Below are 15,130 nucleotides of genomic sequence, written 5' to 3'. Positions count from 1 at the left end.
GCGCTACGGGCAACCGGCGATCGTGTCCCGCAGCACCTTCGCGCAGGCGGCCGGGTCGTCGTAGAACGGGATGTGCCCGCTGCCGTGCAGGGTGACGTGCCCGGCGTTCGGCAATGCCGCGCGGGCGCGGCGGCTCTGCGTGGCGTAGGTCAGCAGGATGTCGCGATTGCCCCACGCGATCGTGACGGGAATGTCTGCGAGACTGCCGATTTCATGCAGTTGCGCCTCGGCGAAAGAGGCGAGTGCGTCGTCGAAGGCGGGGGCGTCGACCGCACCGCCCGCGGTGTCGATGGCGATCTGAGCGGACACCGCCCATGGCTTGCCGAAGACGAGGCCGAGAAAGGCGGTCCGGCCTGCGGCGGTCCCGAGGATTGTCGGCAACGCGGATCCGAGTGGGCCCGCCAGCGCTTTGGACTTGCCGAGTGCCTGCTGGCACCAGACACGGCCCGCGGTCTCCCAGAATCCGATCGGGGAGAAGGCGGTCACCGATCGAGCAAGCCCGCGGGCGCCGAGGTTCAGCGTGATGAGCCCGCCCATCGAGTTGCCTGCGAGGTGCGGCCGTTGGATGCCTTGGGCGGTGAGGAAATCGGCCAGCGCATCGGTGAGTGTGTCGACAGTGGTGTGCGCCAGCGGCGCGGAACCGGCGAACCCGGGCAGGTCGACGGCGATGACCTCGAAAGATTCGGCGAGGTTGTCGATGATCGGTTCCCACACCTGCCACCTGCTGCCGATCCCGTGCACGAGGACCAGCGGTTCCCCGGCGCCGACCCGGTGGTGATTCAGCGTCGTCATCCTCGTGATCCCCAGTTCTTCGCGATCGGCCGAATGCGATCACACTAACAGCAGTCACCAGCCATCAGTTTGTATCGGCGTCGCCATAGGATCCCGGTTGCAGCGCAAACTGCACTCGTCGATGACGAGCCGAAACGGGCTCGGGTCGGTACGATAAAAGGTATGGCAACGCGTAAGGTCACCCTTTCGCTGGACGAGGCCGCCTGGTCATTCGCCGAACAGGCCGCGGCCAGAGCCGGTATGTCGCCCTCGGCGTGGATATCGAAGGCAGCGCGCCGCGAAGCCGTTCGCACGGGAGTCGGTCCGGTGCTGGATGTGACGGCCGATGCTGCGGCGGACGAGGCGGAGCTGGCCGCCGCCGAGGAGGCGATGCGTGCGCAGGGGTGAACTGTGGACCTACTACCCCCATGGTTCGCCGTCGCGGCGCCGCACCGTTGTGCTCATCAGCAGCGATGGCATCAACGAGTCGACCAGGCAGTGGCTGATCGCCGCCGAGATACTCGATCAGGATCCGCAGGACATCCTCGCGGTGCCGGTATCGCGGCACGGGTGGGTGCACGCGGGCAATATCGGTCGCATCTACCGTGGCTGGCTCGCCGAGCGAGTCGATGAAATGGAAACCGAAGAGCTCGAACGGCTGGACACCGCATTGCGGGCGGCCATGGATCTGTGACTGCTTCCCCGGGCCGGGAATTTCGGCTCGAGCGGCCACCGGGGCCTCGGTGCGGCATTATCGTTGCGGCGTCTACCAAGTGGCCGCCCTAATGTCACAAGCTTACTGAGAAGAGGAGTCAGGTGCGGATTTTCCTGATCGCCGCGGCCGCTGTCGCGCTGCCGATGCTGGCGGCGTGCGGTAACGACACGGACGCGGCGCCGACCGCGATAACCCAGGCAGATCTCTCGAAGTCGCTGCAGGACAAGGGCCTGCAGGACCCGAAGCTTGCCGAATGCGCGGCAAAGCTCTATGTGGAGCAGGGTATTTCGCAGGAGGGCCTGCGCAAGATGACAGGCAGCGAGTACGACACCAAGGTTGTCGACCCGACAACCCTCGGTATGAGCAAGGAAGACGCCGACAAGGCCCGCCAGGCCACCGGCAAGATCGTCAGCGAATGCCTCGCACAGCACTGACCCGATCATGAGTCGAGCCGGTGCGCGGATCAGAGGATGACGACGAGTTCGATGTGCGCCTCGGATCCGGCCGAGAGCTGCTCGGCGATCCGCACCGGCTTCTTCACCGGAAGCACGTAGGTGGCCCGGGACTTGTCCGGGAACAGCGAGGTCGACCAACGGCTACCGCCGATGGTCACCTCCACCTTCACCGCGCCGAACCCACCGGCCCGGTGCGAGTACCTCTCCTCGATCTCATCGGCGATGCTCTCGGGCAGATTCACGAAATGCCACGACCCCTGCCCACTGTGTTCCCAGACCTCCGCCGAGAACGAGTACCGCGCTACCGCCACCGCGTGACTGTAGCGAGCGGCGCCGACAACTGGCCGAGCGATCGTTGGGCCGGGTACCCGCGCCCGCCTTCTGTTGCCGACCCCAGAAGTGAACGCCAGCCCCTACGACGGGGCGGGGACGCGGTCGAATTCCCTGAGTTCAGCCAACGCCATGACCACGATCTCCTCGCTCGGGCCGCCGCCATCCAGGACGAACGCGAACCGATTCGAGTCTCCGATTCGTGTTTGCGAACCGAACTGGACGAGGTCCGCGGTATTTACCAGGTCAGGCGGGCGCGCAACTAGGTGTACTCGGCAGTGTCAGGGTGGTCAGGAATTGGTCGGCCGCGGTGGTGGTGCAGGGGGTGCGGTTGTAGACGCCGTGGCCCCAGCCGGTGTAGGTCAGGAGGGTTGCGCGTGGGGTTCGGGCGGCTACCTGGGTTGCCCATTCGTGGGGGGTTGCGGGGTCGTGCAAGGAGTTGACGATCAGGATCGGTGGGCCGTCTTCGATCTGCGGGCGGTGTTGTGGGTTCTGCGGTGGGGTCGGCCAGCCGGAGCAGAGAGTGCCTGCGGCCCAGGCGAAATGGGCGCGCAGGGTGGGGGTGTTGGCATTCTGTTCGCGCCAGAGGCCCAGCCAGTCGTTGTGATCGGTGATGTCGAAGCGCCAGTCGGAGCACAGGATGATCTCCGGCATTGTCGTCGGCTTGCCGGACCGCTCGATTGGGGCAATCGGCATCGGGAGGCCGGCCGGTTGCTCGGTCAGTGTTCGAAGTTCGGTCGCCAGTCGCGGCCATTCGGGCGCATAGAGTCGCTGGGTGACCTTGCGGCTCAATTCGAGTGGGCCCAGCGGGGTGTCGGGCTTCTCCGCATCTCGCAGTTCGCCGCGCTCGGCGCTGGCGAAAAGCTTGCCATAGACGCGGTGGGTGTCGACGCCGTGCAGGACGCACTGCTCGTCGCGCGTACACCAGGATGCGAATTCGTTGAAAGTGTCTTGGCCCGCTCGTGCTTCGCTGGCCAGGAACCCGCGACCGTCCAAGCTGTGATCGTCCACGCTGTCCATCAGCGAGGCGCGCAATCGCTTCGGGAACAGCTCCGCGTACGCCTGCGCCGGCATGGTGCCGTAGGAGCGGCTGTAGAGCGTGAGCTGATCCTCGCCGAGCGCCGACCGCAGCGCCTCGACATCCCGTGCGACGCTCGCCGCATCGAGATGATCGATCAGCGGCCCGGTGTACTGGCGGCAGCTTTCCGCGAGATCTCGTGTGTACGAATGAATATCGTCGAACCGCCCGCCGGTGTCCGGCACCATGTTCGGGTGGCTCGCTGCGAGTCCGGAATCGCACTGCACCGAATGGCTGCGCTTGACCCCGCGCGGATCAATGCTGACGATGTCGAACCGCGCCTGCAGCTGCGGCGAGAACTTTCCGCCCCGCAGGATTTCGTCCACCCCCGAAGAGCCGGGCCCACCGGGTAGTGAAACAAGCGTTCCGATCTTCCCTGCGGCATCGTCGGCCCGATCCCGCACCACGGCAATGTCGATTGTCGAACCGTTTCGGTCCGACCAGTCGATGGGCACAGTCACTGTCGCACAGTCGAATTCGACCTTCTCGGCACAAGGCTGCCAGTGCAGTGCTTGCGCTGGACTCGCGGCGGAAGTGCAGGCGGCCGATGCCACCGCGACCAGTGTCGAAGCCAAGGTCACACCGAGTATCTTGCGACGGAAGTGCATACGGATGATCGTCGCCGCGACCCTCGACCGACCACATCACTCCAGCGAGCGATCCCGCCTCACTCTCCGGTACTGCCGCGCGGCACACATCTGCGAACGGCCGGATTGCTCCAGCCAACCGCAGTGGCATCGACGAGCGTCATTCCACTACCGTCGATGCCCACCCCAGCGCAGGACAACACCGATACTGGAACCCCGTGGCCGGGAATCGAGGAAGGAGTGGATTGGCTGCACTTTTGGCTGCACCGCAGACCGAGGCCAATCGGCCTGAAATCGGAATGCCCTGGTAGTGGGATCTTTTCGTGTGGAGCCGATGACGGGAATCGAACCCGCGCTGTCTGCTTGGGAAGCAGAAGTTCTACCATTGAACTACATCGGCCTACGCGTGAGCGCGATCGCGAGCCTACCAGATCAGGCACTATGCGCTGCAAGTCCTGGTGTGTCGACGCCGGCATCAGGCACTGAACGGGCCTGGTCCTTATTACGCCTTGCTTTCGGCAGCCATCAGGCCACACGCCCGAAGTGGTTGCCGGGACTCGCGCTTCGTTCTCACCGAGGAGTCCGCGCTCACCACGAATACCAGCATCGAATCCTCGCCGCAGACACGGGCGCCATCGCTCAGAAGATCGACGTGCACCACAGCAGCCGTTCACCGGCTCCCACGAACCCAAAGGAGCAACGAGTTCCTTGACCCCGTCAACACCCGACCACATCCGCTATACCAGCGAGCCCGATGCCGCCGAACCGGCCGTCTTCGGCACAACCAAACCGTGTGTTCGCACGGGCCGCCTTGTCCTCGATCCGCTTGTCAGAGACATCGAGGCCGAAAACGCTCGGCTACGGGCCGCCGGCCCGCTCGTCGCGGTGGAACTGCCTGGCGGAATACCCGCGTGGGCGGTCACCCGCGACGCCGAGGCCAGACATTTGCTCACCGATCCGCGTCTGGTCAAGGACGTCAACGTGTGGGCTCTTTGGCAGCGCGGGCAGATCTCGCCCGAGTGGCCGTTGATCGGTGTGGTGGACCACGGCCGTTCCATGTTCACCGTGGATGGCGTGGACCACCGACGGCTGCGGAGCCCGGTCGCGCAGGCGTTCGCCACCCGGCAGGTGGAGGGGATGCGCGAACGCATCGGCGAACTGACGCGGGAACTGCTGGATGCTCTGCCGAACGACGGGCAACCGGTCGATCTGAAAGCAGCCTTCGCCTGCCGGCTGCCGATGAGGGTTATCAGCGAGGTGATGGGTGTCGACCTGGTGGACCAGCCTAGGCTTTCGGTCCTGTTCGACAAGTTCCTTTCGACCCAGACGCCGCCGGAGGAGGTGGCATCGAATCAGGCCGAGCTGACCGCGATGATGCGGTCTCTGGCCGCTGCGCGCCGTGCATCCCCTATCGGCGACCTGACCAGCCTGCTTGCCGTCGCCCACGGCGGCGGTGACATGTTCACCGACGAGGAGATCGTCAGCACCCTGCAACTGTTGATCGGCTCGGGTTACCTGACCACGGTCTCCCTGATCGTCAACGCGGTAGCCAACCTCTGCACCCATCCCGACCAACTGGCACTGGTCCGCCGCGGCGTCGTGGGCTGGGATGCCGTGGTCGAGGAGACCCTGCGTTATTCCGCGCCGAACTCGAACTTCCTCATCCGCTTCGCCACCGAGGACGTCCCAGTCGGCGAGATAGTGATCAGGAGCGGCGAGGCCCTCATTGTCTCCTACGGTGCGATCGGCCGCGACGAGCGTCAACACGGCCGCACTGCCGAGGACTTCGACGTCACCCGAGCCCCCAATCGCCACATGTCCTTCGGTCACGGCCCACATTTCTGCGTGGGTGCGACCTTGGCTCGGATGGAGGGGCACATGGCTCTTTCCATGTTGTATGAGAGGTTCCCGGACCTGACACTCGCGGTTCCCGCCGAGGAGTTGCGCCACAATCCGACGGTGACACAAAACGAACTGTGCGAACTGCCGGTTCTCCTCGGACCCTGAGCCGGAAGTTCGAGGTCAGCAGCTGGGTGGTTCCGAACTCGAAGCTGGTGCCGGTCGAGCCGAAGCACTGGTGATCGAGGAGCTACGCGCTTTTCGGCTCCCGCCACATCGGCCACATCGGCGGACCGTCCGGCAGGCGAAAAGGAGCGCCGAGGCACTCGTAGCCGTGCCGCTGGTAGAGGGCACGCGATATCGGACTGCTGGCGTCGAGGAACGCGGGTACGCGATGGTTGTCAAGGTGGCTGTGGTGGTATCGCAGAAGTGCGGTGCCCAGCCCACGCCCCTGGAGGTCGGGGCGGGTCGCGAGGTATACGAGGTAGTGGTGCGCGACGGTGTGCGGGTGGCTGTCGGCGAATCGCTGGTCCAGCACTTGGAATCGCCCCGTGGCGGGTCCACAGGCGGCGGCGAGTCGGGTGGTGTAGTCGCCTGGCGGTGAAGTTGGTCCGGCTGGTTGGGGCCACCAAACGGCGGTCGCCGCGAGTTCGCCGGACTCGTCATCGAGGAGGTGGATCTCGCCGTCGCTGAGCGCTTGGTCGATGCCGATGCCGAAGTTGGCCGGCAGGACGTGTGCGCGTTCGCCGGAGTCTGGCACGAGCCAGGCCGCGACCTCCAAGGAGTGGAAGGCTACGGCGATCAGCTCGGCGATCCTGCTGGCATCGGTCGCAGTCGCGCGGCGAATCTGCGAGCGTCTGATCATCGCTCCTCCGTCCAAACGAAGTCGGGCCTGGCAGGCACGGTGCTGAGATGGTTCGATGCCGAGTAGCGCGGCGAAACTGACCAGTGAGGCTGACGTCGGTCAGCTTTCCTCGTCATCGGGGAAGACAGGCGGCGCCGCGCTGGATCAGCCCGCGTTGTTACCCACCGACACGTGAATGGCGCGTTAGTGCGATTTCTTCTGGTCTCTCGTGTCGCCTCCTGACAGCCATCCTCGGCGCAGTCGACAACGAAGATTCAAAGTATGCCGACGGATACGTGGGATGTTCTACGCACACACCGGCATAACCGGTGCCCAAGCGCTGCACCAAGCCGACCGAACGTATTCCTGGTGGAAGGACATGCATTGTCTACGAGTCACCGCTTGGCCGGTACCGTCGCTGTTTTCGGCGTGCTGCTCGCCACGCCCCCGCTGATCACGCACAGTGCGGCACTGCCCAGCCTGGCTCCGGGGGCGATAATGATCTGTCAGGAGTCGGGCGCGGTGTCCTGGGCTGCCCCTGGAATACGCAACGAGCCGGCGACCATCGAGTGGAATGCCGGGATCGACTTCACCGACTGCGCCGGACCGGCCGTCGATGAAGGACGTCCGACCCCGGTCCATGTGAGTGAAACCGGAACCGAATTCGTATCCTGCGATGGCGAGGTGTCAGTGCATTCTGGCACCGGTGAAATCACCTGGTCGGATGGTTCCACCAGCAAGATCTCCGCCGGTGTGAACGTGCAGAGCAAATCCGCCGGCGCGGGGCCCGGTGTCTTTCCGATCACCATTCTCACGGGGAACTATGTCGGCCATCCGGCCACCGATGACAACACCGTGACCGCATCCGGCCAATCCTGTCCGGGTCTGACCGAAGCCACGCTCACCGGCACGCTGTCGATATTCTGATCGACTTGCCCGCAGGCCGCGCAGACAGCGCGGACGAATCAGCCGCACCCGATTGGGACTGACGATGCGGCGGCGGTGCCGACGCCCGAGGTCCTACACGTTCCCAGATTCTTTACGAGTCAGGTGCACTCGTTATGAGCAATTATTCGGAGAGACCGATCCGCGAGCCGGTGCTGCTCGCCCACCCCGGGATGCTGCCGGAGGCCATGACAGCGCTGTGGTCCCACGGCCGTGCATCGCTTGCGGGCGTCGATATCCACGCCATGACCGTGGGGGAGGCCGAGCACGACAGGTTCTTCGGCATCCAACGTGTACCACGGGATCCCGCCTCGCTGTGGCGGACGGCCTTGATGCGGAGCCTGCAGGAGTTCACCGGCCGACTGGCCGCGCAGATCCCGCCGCGACAGGAACCGGACCTGCTCGCTGGACTGTCTGTCGCATTGCCCCCAGAGGTCTTCCGGTCGCTGACGCAGGTGCCGCCCGCACGGGACGACACCGCATGGGCGCCGCTCGACTGGTGGGTGGAGGGTCACCGCCTCTTCGCGGTCTTGACCCAAGTGGCGACGGTGGCCCTGCGCCACGCCTGCCGAACCGTACGGCTGGGCATCCCGAGTGCCGCCACCGCGGGCCTCGATACCGCAGCGGCCCTGTTTCGTTCCAGCGCTGCGGCGCTGCGCATCACCGCGAACTTCAGCGCCACGGAATATCGGGAGCAGATACGACCGCTGATGACGCCACCCCATGTCTCGGCGGGGTTCAGCGGGCTGCTGTCGGTGGATCATCGCATGTTGGTCGCCACGCTCCGGCAATGTCGGCACGGCATGGACAGTCCCGCGGTGCACCCTGGGGTCGAACGCCTGCATGCCGCACTCACTGCTGTATACGGGGCACACGAAGGCGTATGCGAACGCTTCGTCGGTGACGCCGCGACCAGCCTCCGCACGGTGGTGCGCCCCCATCAGTCCTCCGCTGTGATCGTCTTGCGCAAGCTCGGAGAACGGCGGATCGGGCTGATCGATCCGAGTGCGCGCTCACCGGCAGGCGGCGGCGATCCGGCCGATGAGATCCCAGGCGGCGGCGACGTGCTCGTACCTGGTGGCCGTGCCGCCGATCGCCAGGCGAAGCGTGAACGCGCCATGAACCACGGTGTGGGACAGGTAGACCCGACCGGATGCATTCAGCGCCTCGAGCAGCCGCTGATTGGGTTCATCGGGCCCTCGAAGCCGGAAGCAGACTAATGACAGCTGATGCGGGGCCATCAGCTCGAAGCGATCGTCTGCATCTACCCATGCGGCGAATTGCTGTGCCAGCGTGACACTGTGCCGCAAATGCGTCCGCAAACCCTCGACCCCGTAGCAGCGGATAACCGCCCAGAGCTTGAGCGCCCGGAAGCGACGCCCCAAGGGCACCTGCCAGTCCCGATAGTCGACCACCGCGCCCGAGTCCGTCGCGGTATTGCGCAGATATTCCGGCAGCACCGACAGCGCGCCCACCAGTGCCTCCCGATCGGCGACATAGCAAGCGTCGCAGTCGAATGCGGTGAGCATCCATTTGTGCGGATTGGTCGCGTAGGAGTCGGCATATGCGCCGACCCCTTGATGAATCCACCGCAACTCCGGACACACCGCGGCCACCCCGGCGTAGGCCGCGTCCACATGCAGCCATACGTCGTATTCCCGGCAGATCCGGCCGATCGACTCGATCGGATCGACCGCACCGGTCGAGGTGGTACCCACGGTGGCCATCACCATGACCGGGATAATGTCCTGCGCCACATCCGTTTTCATCGCCAGCCGTAGCGCTTCCGGATCCATCGACAGGTCCGGACGCGTTTCGATGAACCGTATCGATGACGCGCCGAGGCCGCTGATACGCACGCCTTTCTCCAGCGCGGAGTTCGCTTGTGTCGAGGTGTACACGGCGTAGCGACCGCGCTGGACACCGTCGTGGGCCACCTGTCCGCCGGAGACCCGATGCAGCGCGGCGACCAGCGCCACGAGTATCGCGCTGGATGCCGTGTCCTGGATGACGCCACCTCCGGTGCCCGCGAAGGTGAACTTCTCGGGCAGCGCCAGCATCTCGGCCAGCCAATCGAGTACATGCTGCTCCAGCTCGGTGCACGCCGGACTGGTCTGCCACAGCATCCCCTGCACGCCCAGCCCGGACGCGAGCAGCTCCGCGAGTACCGCCGGACCAGACGTGCTGGTCGGGAAGTAGGCGAAGAATCCAGGATGTTGCCAGTGCGTCAGTCCCGGAACCACAATCGTGTCGAAATCCGCCAACACGGCGTCGAAGGGCTCGCCCACCTCCGGCGGTGTGGACGGCAGCTGCCCGCGTACCTGTCCCGGCTTCACCTGAGACCGCACCGGCAGCGATTCCACCCGTTCCCAGTAGTCCGCGATCCAATCCACCACCGCCCTCCCATGACGGCGAAACTCTTCGGCGGTCATATGTTGGGGCACAGGTGTTTCGGCCATCGGCGGTCGGGTTCGCGGCGCTCGAGACGGCCCGTTCCCCCGTACTCCTTCTTTTCGTAGGTGCGCTGATGCGGTGGGTGCCTACCGAAAGTGCGAACGAACACGAGATGCGGAGCGGTCGAGCGGCAGACGCGATCTTATCCGCCCGCGGAATCGACTGACCCCGGCGGTTCATGCGATCGCGCACCTCGCGGAGTTACAGCGCATTCGTCCCCCCGTTACCTTTTTCGTGGCCCTGAACCAGGGCCACGGTCGCCAGGCCCGGTATGACTTCTTGCCCCTGTCTTTCGCATGATCCGGGGGGTGGTGTCACCGGGTTCCTGGTGGCGTCGACGGACCGCTGATAGGGACAGGGCCGATCGTAGGTCTCTTCGTAACGTGGGTGCCGGGCGTTGACGCCAGATCGGGCGGCCGTCCGGGCTCCACGCGACGAAGGAACTGCGAGTGACACAGGCGTACGCCGTGTTCTGCGGCATTGACGTTGGCAAGGGCGAACATCACGCGGTCGGACTTGACGTATCCGGGAACCGGTTGCACGACAAGGCATTACCGAACGACGAAGCTAAACTCCGCGCAGTTTTCGACCGCCTCGCCAACCGCGGTCGGCTACTGATCGTGGTCGACCAGCCCAACACCATCGGCGCTTTGCCGGTCACCGTCGCCCGCGCCTGCGGCCACGATGTGGCCTACCTGCCCGGCCTGGCGATGCGCCGCATCGCCGATCTCTACCCCGGCCAAGCCAAGACCGACGCCCGTGACGCGTTCATCATCGCCGACGCGGCCCGCACCATGTGAGCAGACCGCGGATGCGGTTGATGGTGCGGGTGGCCTCTCCGGCCAGGTCGTCGTCGAAGCCGACCAGGACACCCGGCGTCGGAGTCAGGACCGGAGCCCGAATCCTGCTCGAAGTCGGCGACGGCTCCGCCTTCGCCTCCTCCGGCCACCTCGCCGCCTACGCCGGCATCGCCCCGGTCACCCACCGCTCCGGCAGCTCCATCAAAGGTGAACACCCCGCCAGATCCGGCAACCACAAGCTCAAACGAGCGTTCTTCCTGTCCGCGTTCGCCGCCCTGCACGACCCGACCAGTCGCGCCTACTACGACCGAAAACGCGCCGAGGGCAAGAAACACAACGCCGCCCTCATCTGCCTGGCCCGACGCCGCTGCGACGTCATCTACGCCATGCTGAAAACCAAAGAGCCCTACCGCAACCCGCTGCGACAGCCAGCCTTGAACCCGGCCCACTAGCTACAGTCGCGACATGCCCGACCTGATCGCACCAACCACACGCCTGCACCGCGCCTGGCTTGACGCGCATGCCGAGTGGGGGCCCGGCTTACACGAAGACGGGTTCGGGCTGACACCGGCCGACGACGTCGACTCGCCTGCCGGCTTCGCAGCCTGGGTGAAGCGACTGACCGACGAGTCGGCCCAGACGACCTACCGGTGGATACGCGAGGGCCACCAGGTCCTCGGCGGAATCGCGCTGCGCCACCACCTCGACGACTACGCGCTCCGAGTCGGCCACATCGGCTTCGGCATCCGGCCGTCCGCGCGGCGGCGCGGGCTGGCCAGCTGGGCGTTAGGGGGCATGCTCGACCAGGCCCGTCAGCTCGGCATGGACCGGCTCCTGCTCGTCTGCGACGCGAACAACATCGCTTCCGCGACAACGATCCAACGCCTGGGCGGAGTCTTCGAAGAAGTCCGCGACACCGAACTCGGCCCCGCTCAACGCTACTGGATCACGCTTCCTCCACCGAGTAGCTGATCCTCAACTTCCCCGACCGGTTGACAGGAACCATAGGGACACGTTACCCGGTGTTCTCAGCGATCGGGACCGGGTCGAGGTCGGCACGCAGTGTCAATGTTTCGCAGTGGGGTCCAAGGCAGCGGCGAGGCCCGCGCGCGTGGTGATCCCGGTCTTGCGTGAGGCTCGAAACAGGTGACCTTCGACCGTCCTCACCGACATGACCAGTTTTTCGGCGATCTGGCGGTTGGTGAGCCCCGCCGCAACCAGAGCGATGACCTCGCGTTGACGGGTGGTCAGCGGGCTGGGGACGTTGTTGGCACGCAACGCGGGGGTATCGGCGCCGGTGATCGCGGCCAACCTGCGCGCCGACGCCGTCGCTGTCAGTGCAGCACCACGATATCCGTTGCGACGCAACAAATCCGCTGCTTGCGCGAAGGTGTCCGCCGCAGCGACGAGATCACCGAATTCCTCGTAGCACCGCGCCGCTTCCACCAGACCCGCAGGGTCCCAGTCCGACAACGCGGTAGCGTGTAGGGCTGCGGCAACGGGGCGGGGGCCTTCGACCAGGCGGGTGAGTTCGCCGAGCCGGTGTGCCTGGGTGCGGTCACCGAACTGGGTCGCGGTCTGGGCGGCCATGAGTTCCTGCGCAGGTCGTCGATGTTCCTGCGAGAGATCGGCGGCCTGATTGGCCAAGGCGATGGCATGGGTGACGGTGCCGGCGGCGGCCTGGGTCCAGGCGCGCGCGAGTAGGTGCGCGTAGGTGAACCGTGTCGGGTCGGGGTATCCGAAAGGCTCGTATCGGTCGAGCAGTGTTGTGGCCGTACCGTTGTCGCCCGCCATTGCGGCGAGTGTGGCCACGCTCAGTTGTGCGAAACCCGGCAGCCACACCGACTCGAACGAGGCCGCGATCGCCAATGCCTCCCGGAAGTGCGATGTCGCCGCGGACAGCTCACCTCGGGTGTAGGCGAGCATGCCCGCGAAGATCGCCCGGAAGGCGAAAGCTGTGGGGAAGTCTCCCGGTACGTGGTCGAGCTGTCGAACCAGTTCGGTCGCGGCGTCGAGGTAACCGCCGAGACAGTATCCCTCGAGGTGGAAGATGCCGATGATGTAGTGCAGGGTGGCGGCGTCGGCGGAGTTGCCTGCCAGCCGGTAGCCGTCTTCGGCCGCCGCGGTCATCTGCTTGTAGTTGCCGAGCATGCTGTGTCCGGCTACCAGCGAGGTCAGAGCAAAGAGTCCGAAGGACTCATCGAGCCAGCCCTGTGCCTGCAGCGCCGCACAGGCGTGCGTGATCGCTGCCGGGTGATCGCGCGGCAGCTTCGCCCAAGCTGCGATCGCGTTGTAGGGGCGGTGCAAACCGCATGCGTTAGCGGCCTTTTCAATTCTGGTGACCTCTGCGGCCGTGGCAGCGTAGTCGGCTTTTCCGGCCATGTAGGTGATACGGCTCAGCGTCAAGAGCACAGCTTCTCGATCGGACTCGGCACTGTCTTGCAGCGCGGTATTCACCGAGAGCGCTTCGTCGTAGCGGTCGCAGTGCAGCAGCGTCCTCGCGTGCACGATCTGTGCCGCGCGTGCGCCGCCCGTCTCCACCGCACGGCGAGCCAGTCGCTCGGCGGTGGCAGGGTCGGCCAGTCTCAGTGCCGCTTCTGCCGCCTCGGCGAACATCAATGGATCCGGAGGCAGGTCGGAGTCGGCGACGAGCACCGCGCGGCGTACGAAATCGACCAGCCCGGTGGCGGTCCCGCAACTGGCCAGGGCGGTCGCGATCTGCCCGCGCAAGGCGCGCAGTCGCGACGGGGTGGTGCGGGCGCGGCGGCCTTCGCCCAACAGTGGGTGAGCCAAGCGGGCCATCGAGCCCGCACCGACGGTGTCGAGAGTGACCAGCGCGGCATCCACCGCGGCACCGATCGCCTCGACACCGGTCAGTATCTCCAGCACCGTGGTTTCGATCGGATCCGACACCGACAGCAGGTCGATCACAGCCAGCACACTCGGTGATTGCCGGGCGATGGTGGACTCGATCAGCTCGGCCAACGGCGAAGAGATGCCCTCGCCGCGCTGCCATACCCACACTCCGCCACGGTCGACCAGTCGCGCCGCGGCGAGTTCGCCATCGACCAGGTGCCGCAGATGCAGGACGTTGCCACGGGTGTATCGCCACAGCTCGGAAACCGCAGAATGTTCGACCTGTCCGTCGAGTACACAGGTGAGCAGAGTGGCGGTTTCGGACACCGACAGCGGCTGCAGGTCCAGACGACGCAGACGCTGGTCTTTCCACAGCGCGGTGACCGCGTCGGGCGAGTCCGCCCCGGTGCGTACGGCCAGCAATGCCGTCGCGAGATGGTGGTGCACGATCTGGGTCAGCACCAGCGAGGACTGGTCATCGAGTAGATGAGCGTCATCGATGACCAAGAGAACCGGAACAGCAGGGTCGTCGCAGTGCGTCAGCGCTGTCACCACCGCGCGGATACGGCGCAGCGGGTCGACCGAGGCGGCATCGGCGACCGCGGCGAACAGCCCCAGTGGTACCGCCTGGGCCGAACGGCTGGCGTGGAAGTAATGGCACGGGCGGCCACGTGCACGCCAGTGCGCTACGGCTTCGGTCAGCAATCGCGATTTCCCCACCCCGGCTGGGCCCGCCACCAACACGCCCAACGACACTGGGTGTGTGTGCTCGACTACCCAGTCCAACTCCTCTCGACGCCCGACCAGAGGCCATTGAGCCGCCGCGAACTCAGCGTGGCGAGCCTCGACGGCCCGCGGGGTTGGCGGCGTGTGGTTCGAGCACTCAATTCCGGTCATGACGCACCCCGGTCACGGCGAGTTCGGTTCGCACCAGATGTGTATCCAATAGCCCGACCGCCTCGGGATCTGCGGCCGGTACCCGCGTGCTCGCACTCTGACCACGAAACGGCCCGATTCTGCGGGGTTTCATCGCTGGTCGTGTCCGCGGATCGTGGCCAGTTGTTCCCTATCCAGAGTAGTCACCGATGTCATTTGCTGATCGCCTCCGATCGAAATACAGATCCCGATGCGGTCGGACCGCACCGACTACCTTTCTCCGAGAACACCGCGATGGCATGCGTAGCCCACTACCCCAATTCCCCGGCCACCCGCCGCGCGGCGAACACCGACCACTCCGGCGTTCGCTATCGGCGTCCGATCTCCACCGACGCATCGACGCCGACAGCTCGAACGCGCAACGATCGCAGGACAGAAGGGCGCACCGACGTGGTGTTCACGACACCACACCACGAAAGAGGGGCGCGTGTTCGTAGTTCATCATCGAAAGTCAACGGCTCGGGCCTGCGGGCACCGCAGTGTGCCGCCTACGCCATTCCGAAAAGCAAAGAACCCTAAC

Annotated in this window: 12 protein-coding genes, 1 tRNA gene and 1 pseudogene; 7 read left to right on the top strand and 7 right to left on the bottom strand. The window is 65.7% G+C overall.

All coding sequences use genetic code 11. The annotated features are described in order from the left end of the window. Positions 1–3 precede the first annotated feature (3 nt). Entirely contained in the window at positions 4–792 is a 789-nt protein-coding gene (locus tag OHQ90_RS03285; protein WP_328407186.1) for an alpha/beta fold hydrolase, read from the bottom strand. 162 nt (positions 793–954) lie between these two features. Between OHQ90_RS03285 and OHQ90_RS03280 the strand changes: the two genes are divergently transcribed. The 3 genes from OHQ90_RS03280 to OHQ90_RS03270 all read left to right on the top strand — a co-directional run bounded on the left by OHQ90_RS03280 (position 955) and on the right by OHQ90_RS03270 (position 1,920). Further along, the gene (locus OHQ90_RS03280) at positions 955–1,179 is read left to right on the top strand and encodes a hypothetical protein (RefSeq protein WP_328407184.1); all 225 of its coding nucleotides are present in this window, start codon (positions 955–957) and stop codon (positions 1,177–1,179) included. Beyond that, a complete protein-coding gene (locus OHQ90_RS03275; protein ID WP_328407182.1) occupies positions 1,166–1,465 on the top strand; it encodes a hypothetical protein in 300 nt (99 codons plus the stop codon). The genes OHQ90_RS03280 and OHQ90_RS03275 overlap by 14 nt, the downstream gene beginning before the upstream one ends. Before the next feature lie 122 nt (positions 1,466–1,587). Beyond that, on the top strand, positions 1,588–1,920 hold the full coding sequence (locus tag OHQ90_RS03270) for a hypothetical protein (protein ID WP_328407180.1): 333 nt from the start codon (positions 1,588–1,590) through the stop codon (positions 1,918–1,920). Between the two features lie 29 nt (positions 1,921–1,949). Here OHQ90_RS03270 and OHQ90_RS03265 read toward each other — a convergent pair whose 3' ends face one another. The 3 genes from OHQ90_RS03265 to OHQ90_RS03255 form a co-directional block, all read right to left on the bottom strand. After that, positions 1,950–2,252 carry a DUF1905 domain-containing protein gene (locus tag OHQ90_RS03265; protein WP_328407178.1) on the bottom strand — a complete coding sequence of 101 codons (303 nt, stop codon included), beginning with the start codon at positions 2,250–2,252 and terminating at the stop codon, positions 1,950–1,952. 265 nt (positions 2,253–2,517) lie between these two features. Then, on the bottom strand, positions 2,518–3,810 hold the full coding sequence (locus OHQ90_RS03260) for an alpha/beta hydrolase (RefSeq protein WP_328407176.1): 1,293 nt from the start codon (positions 3,808–3,810) through the stop codon (positions 2,518–2,520). A 452-nt stretch (positions 3,811–4,262) separates the two neighbouring features. Then, positions 4,263–4,336, bottom strand: a tRNA-Gly gene (locus tag OHQ90_RS03255). Positions 4,337–4,644: 308 nt separating this feature from the next. On the opposite strand from OHQ90_RS03255, the gene OHQ90_RS03250 reads away from it, so the two are divergent. Then, on the top strand, positions 4,645–5,943 hold the full coding sequence (locus OHQ90_RS03250) for a cytochrome P450 family protein (protein WP_328407174.1): 1,299 nt from the start codon (positions 4,645–4,647) through the stop codon (positions 5,941–5,943). Positions 5,944–6,025: 82 nt separating this feature from the next. On the opposite strand, the gene OHQ90_RS03245 is transcribed toward OHQ90_RS03250, so the two are convergent. Then, positions 6,026–6,640 carry a GNAT family N-acetyltransferase gene (locus tag OHQ90_RS03245; RefSeq protein WP_328407172.1) on the bottom strand — a complete coding sequence of 205 codons (615 nt, stop codon included), beginning with the start codon at positions 6,638–6,640 and terminating at the stop codon, positions 6,026–6,028. A gap of 363 nt (positions 6,641–7,003) precedes the next feature. Here OHQ90_RS03245 and OHQ90_RS03240 point away from each other — a divergent pair, with 363 nt between their 5' ends. After that, the gene (locus tag OHQ90_RS03240) at positions 7,004–7,546 is read left to right on the top strand and encodes a hypothetical protein (protein ID WP_328407170.1); all 543 of its coding nucleotides are present in this window, start codon (positions 7,004–7,006) and stop codon (positions 7,544–7,546) included. A gap of 1,031 nt (positions 7,547–8,577) precedes the next feature. On the opposite strand, the gene OHQ90_RS03235 is transcribed toward OHQ90_RS03240, so the two are convergent. After that, a complete protein-coding gene (locus tag OHQ90_RS03235; protein WP_328407168.1) occupies positions 8,578–9,957 on the bottom strand; it encodes an aminotransferase class V-fold PLP-dependent enzyme in 1,380 nt (459 codons plus the stop codon). Between the two features lie 510 nt (positions 9,958–10,467). On the opposite strand from OHQ90_RS03235, the pseudogene OHQ90_RS39315 reads away from it, so the two are divergent. Next, a pseudogene (locus OHQ90_RS39315) lies at positions 10,468–11,270 on the top strand (IS110 family transposase). 13 nt (positions 11,271–11,283) lie between these two features. Next, positions 11,284–11,790, top strand: coding sequence for a GNAT family N-acetyltransferase (locus tag OHQ90_RS03220; RefSeq protein ID WP_328407163.1), 507 nt, complete (start codon positions 11,284–11,286; stop codon positions 11,788–11,790). Between the two features lie 93 nt (positions 11,791–11,883). Here the strand turns inward: OHQ90_RS03220 and OHQ90_RS03215 are convergent, their stop codons facing one another. Further along, the gene (locus tag OHQ90_RS03215; RefSeq protein WP_328407161.1) at positions 11,884–14,430 is read right to left on the bottom strand and encodes a helix-turn-helix transcriptional regulator; all 2,547 of its coding nucleotides are present in this window, start codon (positions 14,428–14,430) and stop codon (positions 11,884–11,886) included. Positions 14,431–15,130: the final 700 nt, after the last annotated feature.

Origin of the sequence: Nocardia sp. NBC_00403, from assembly GCF_036046055.1 — a bacterium.
GTDB lineage: Bacteria > Actinomycetota > Actinomycetes > Mycobacteriales > Mycobacteriaceae > Nocardia.
Note: the sequence above shows the minus strand (reverse complement) of the source record. Positions and strands in the feature narration are given on the sequence as shown.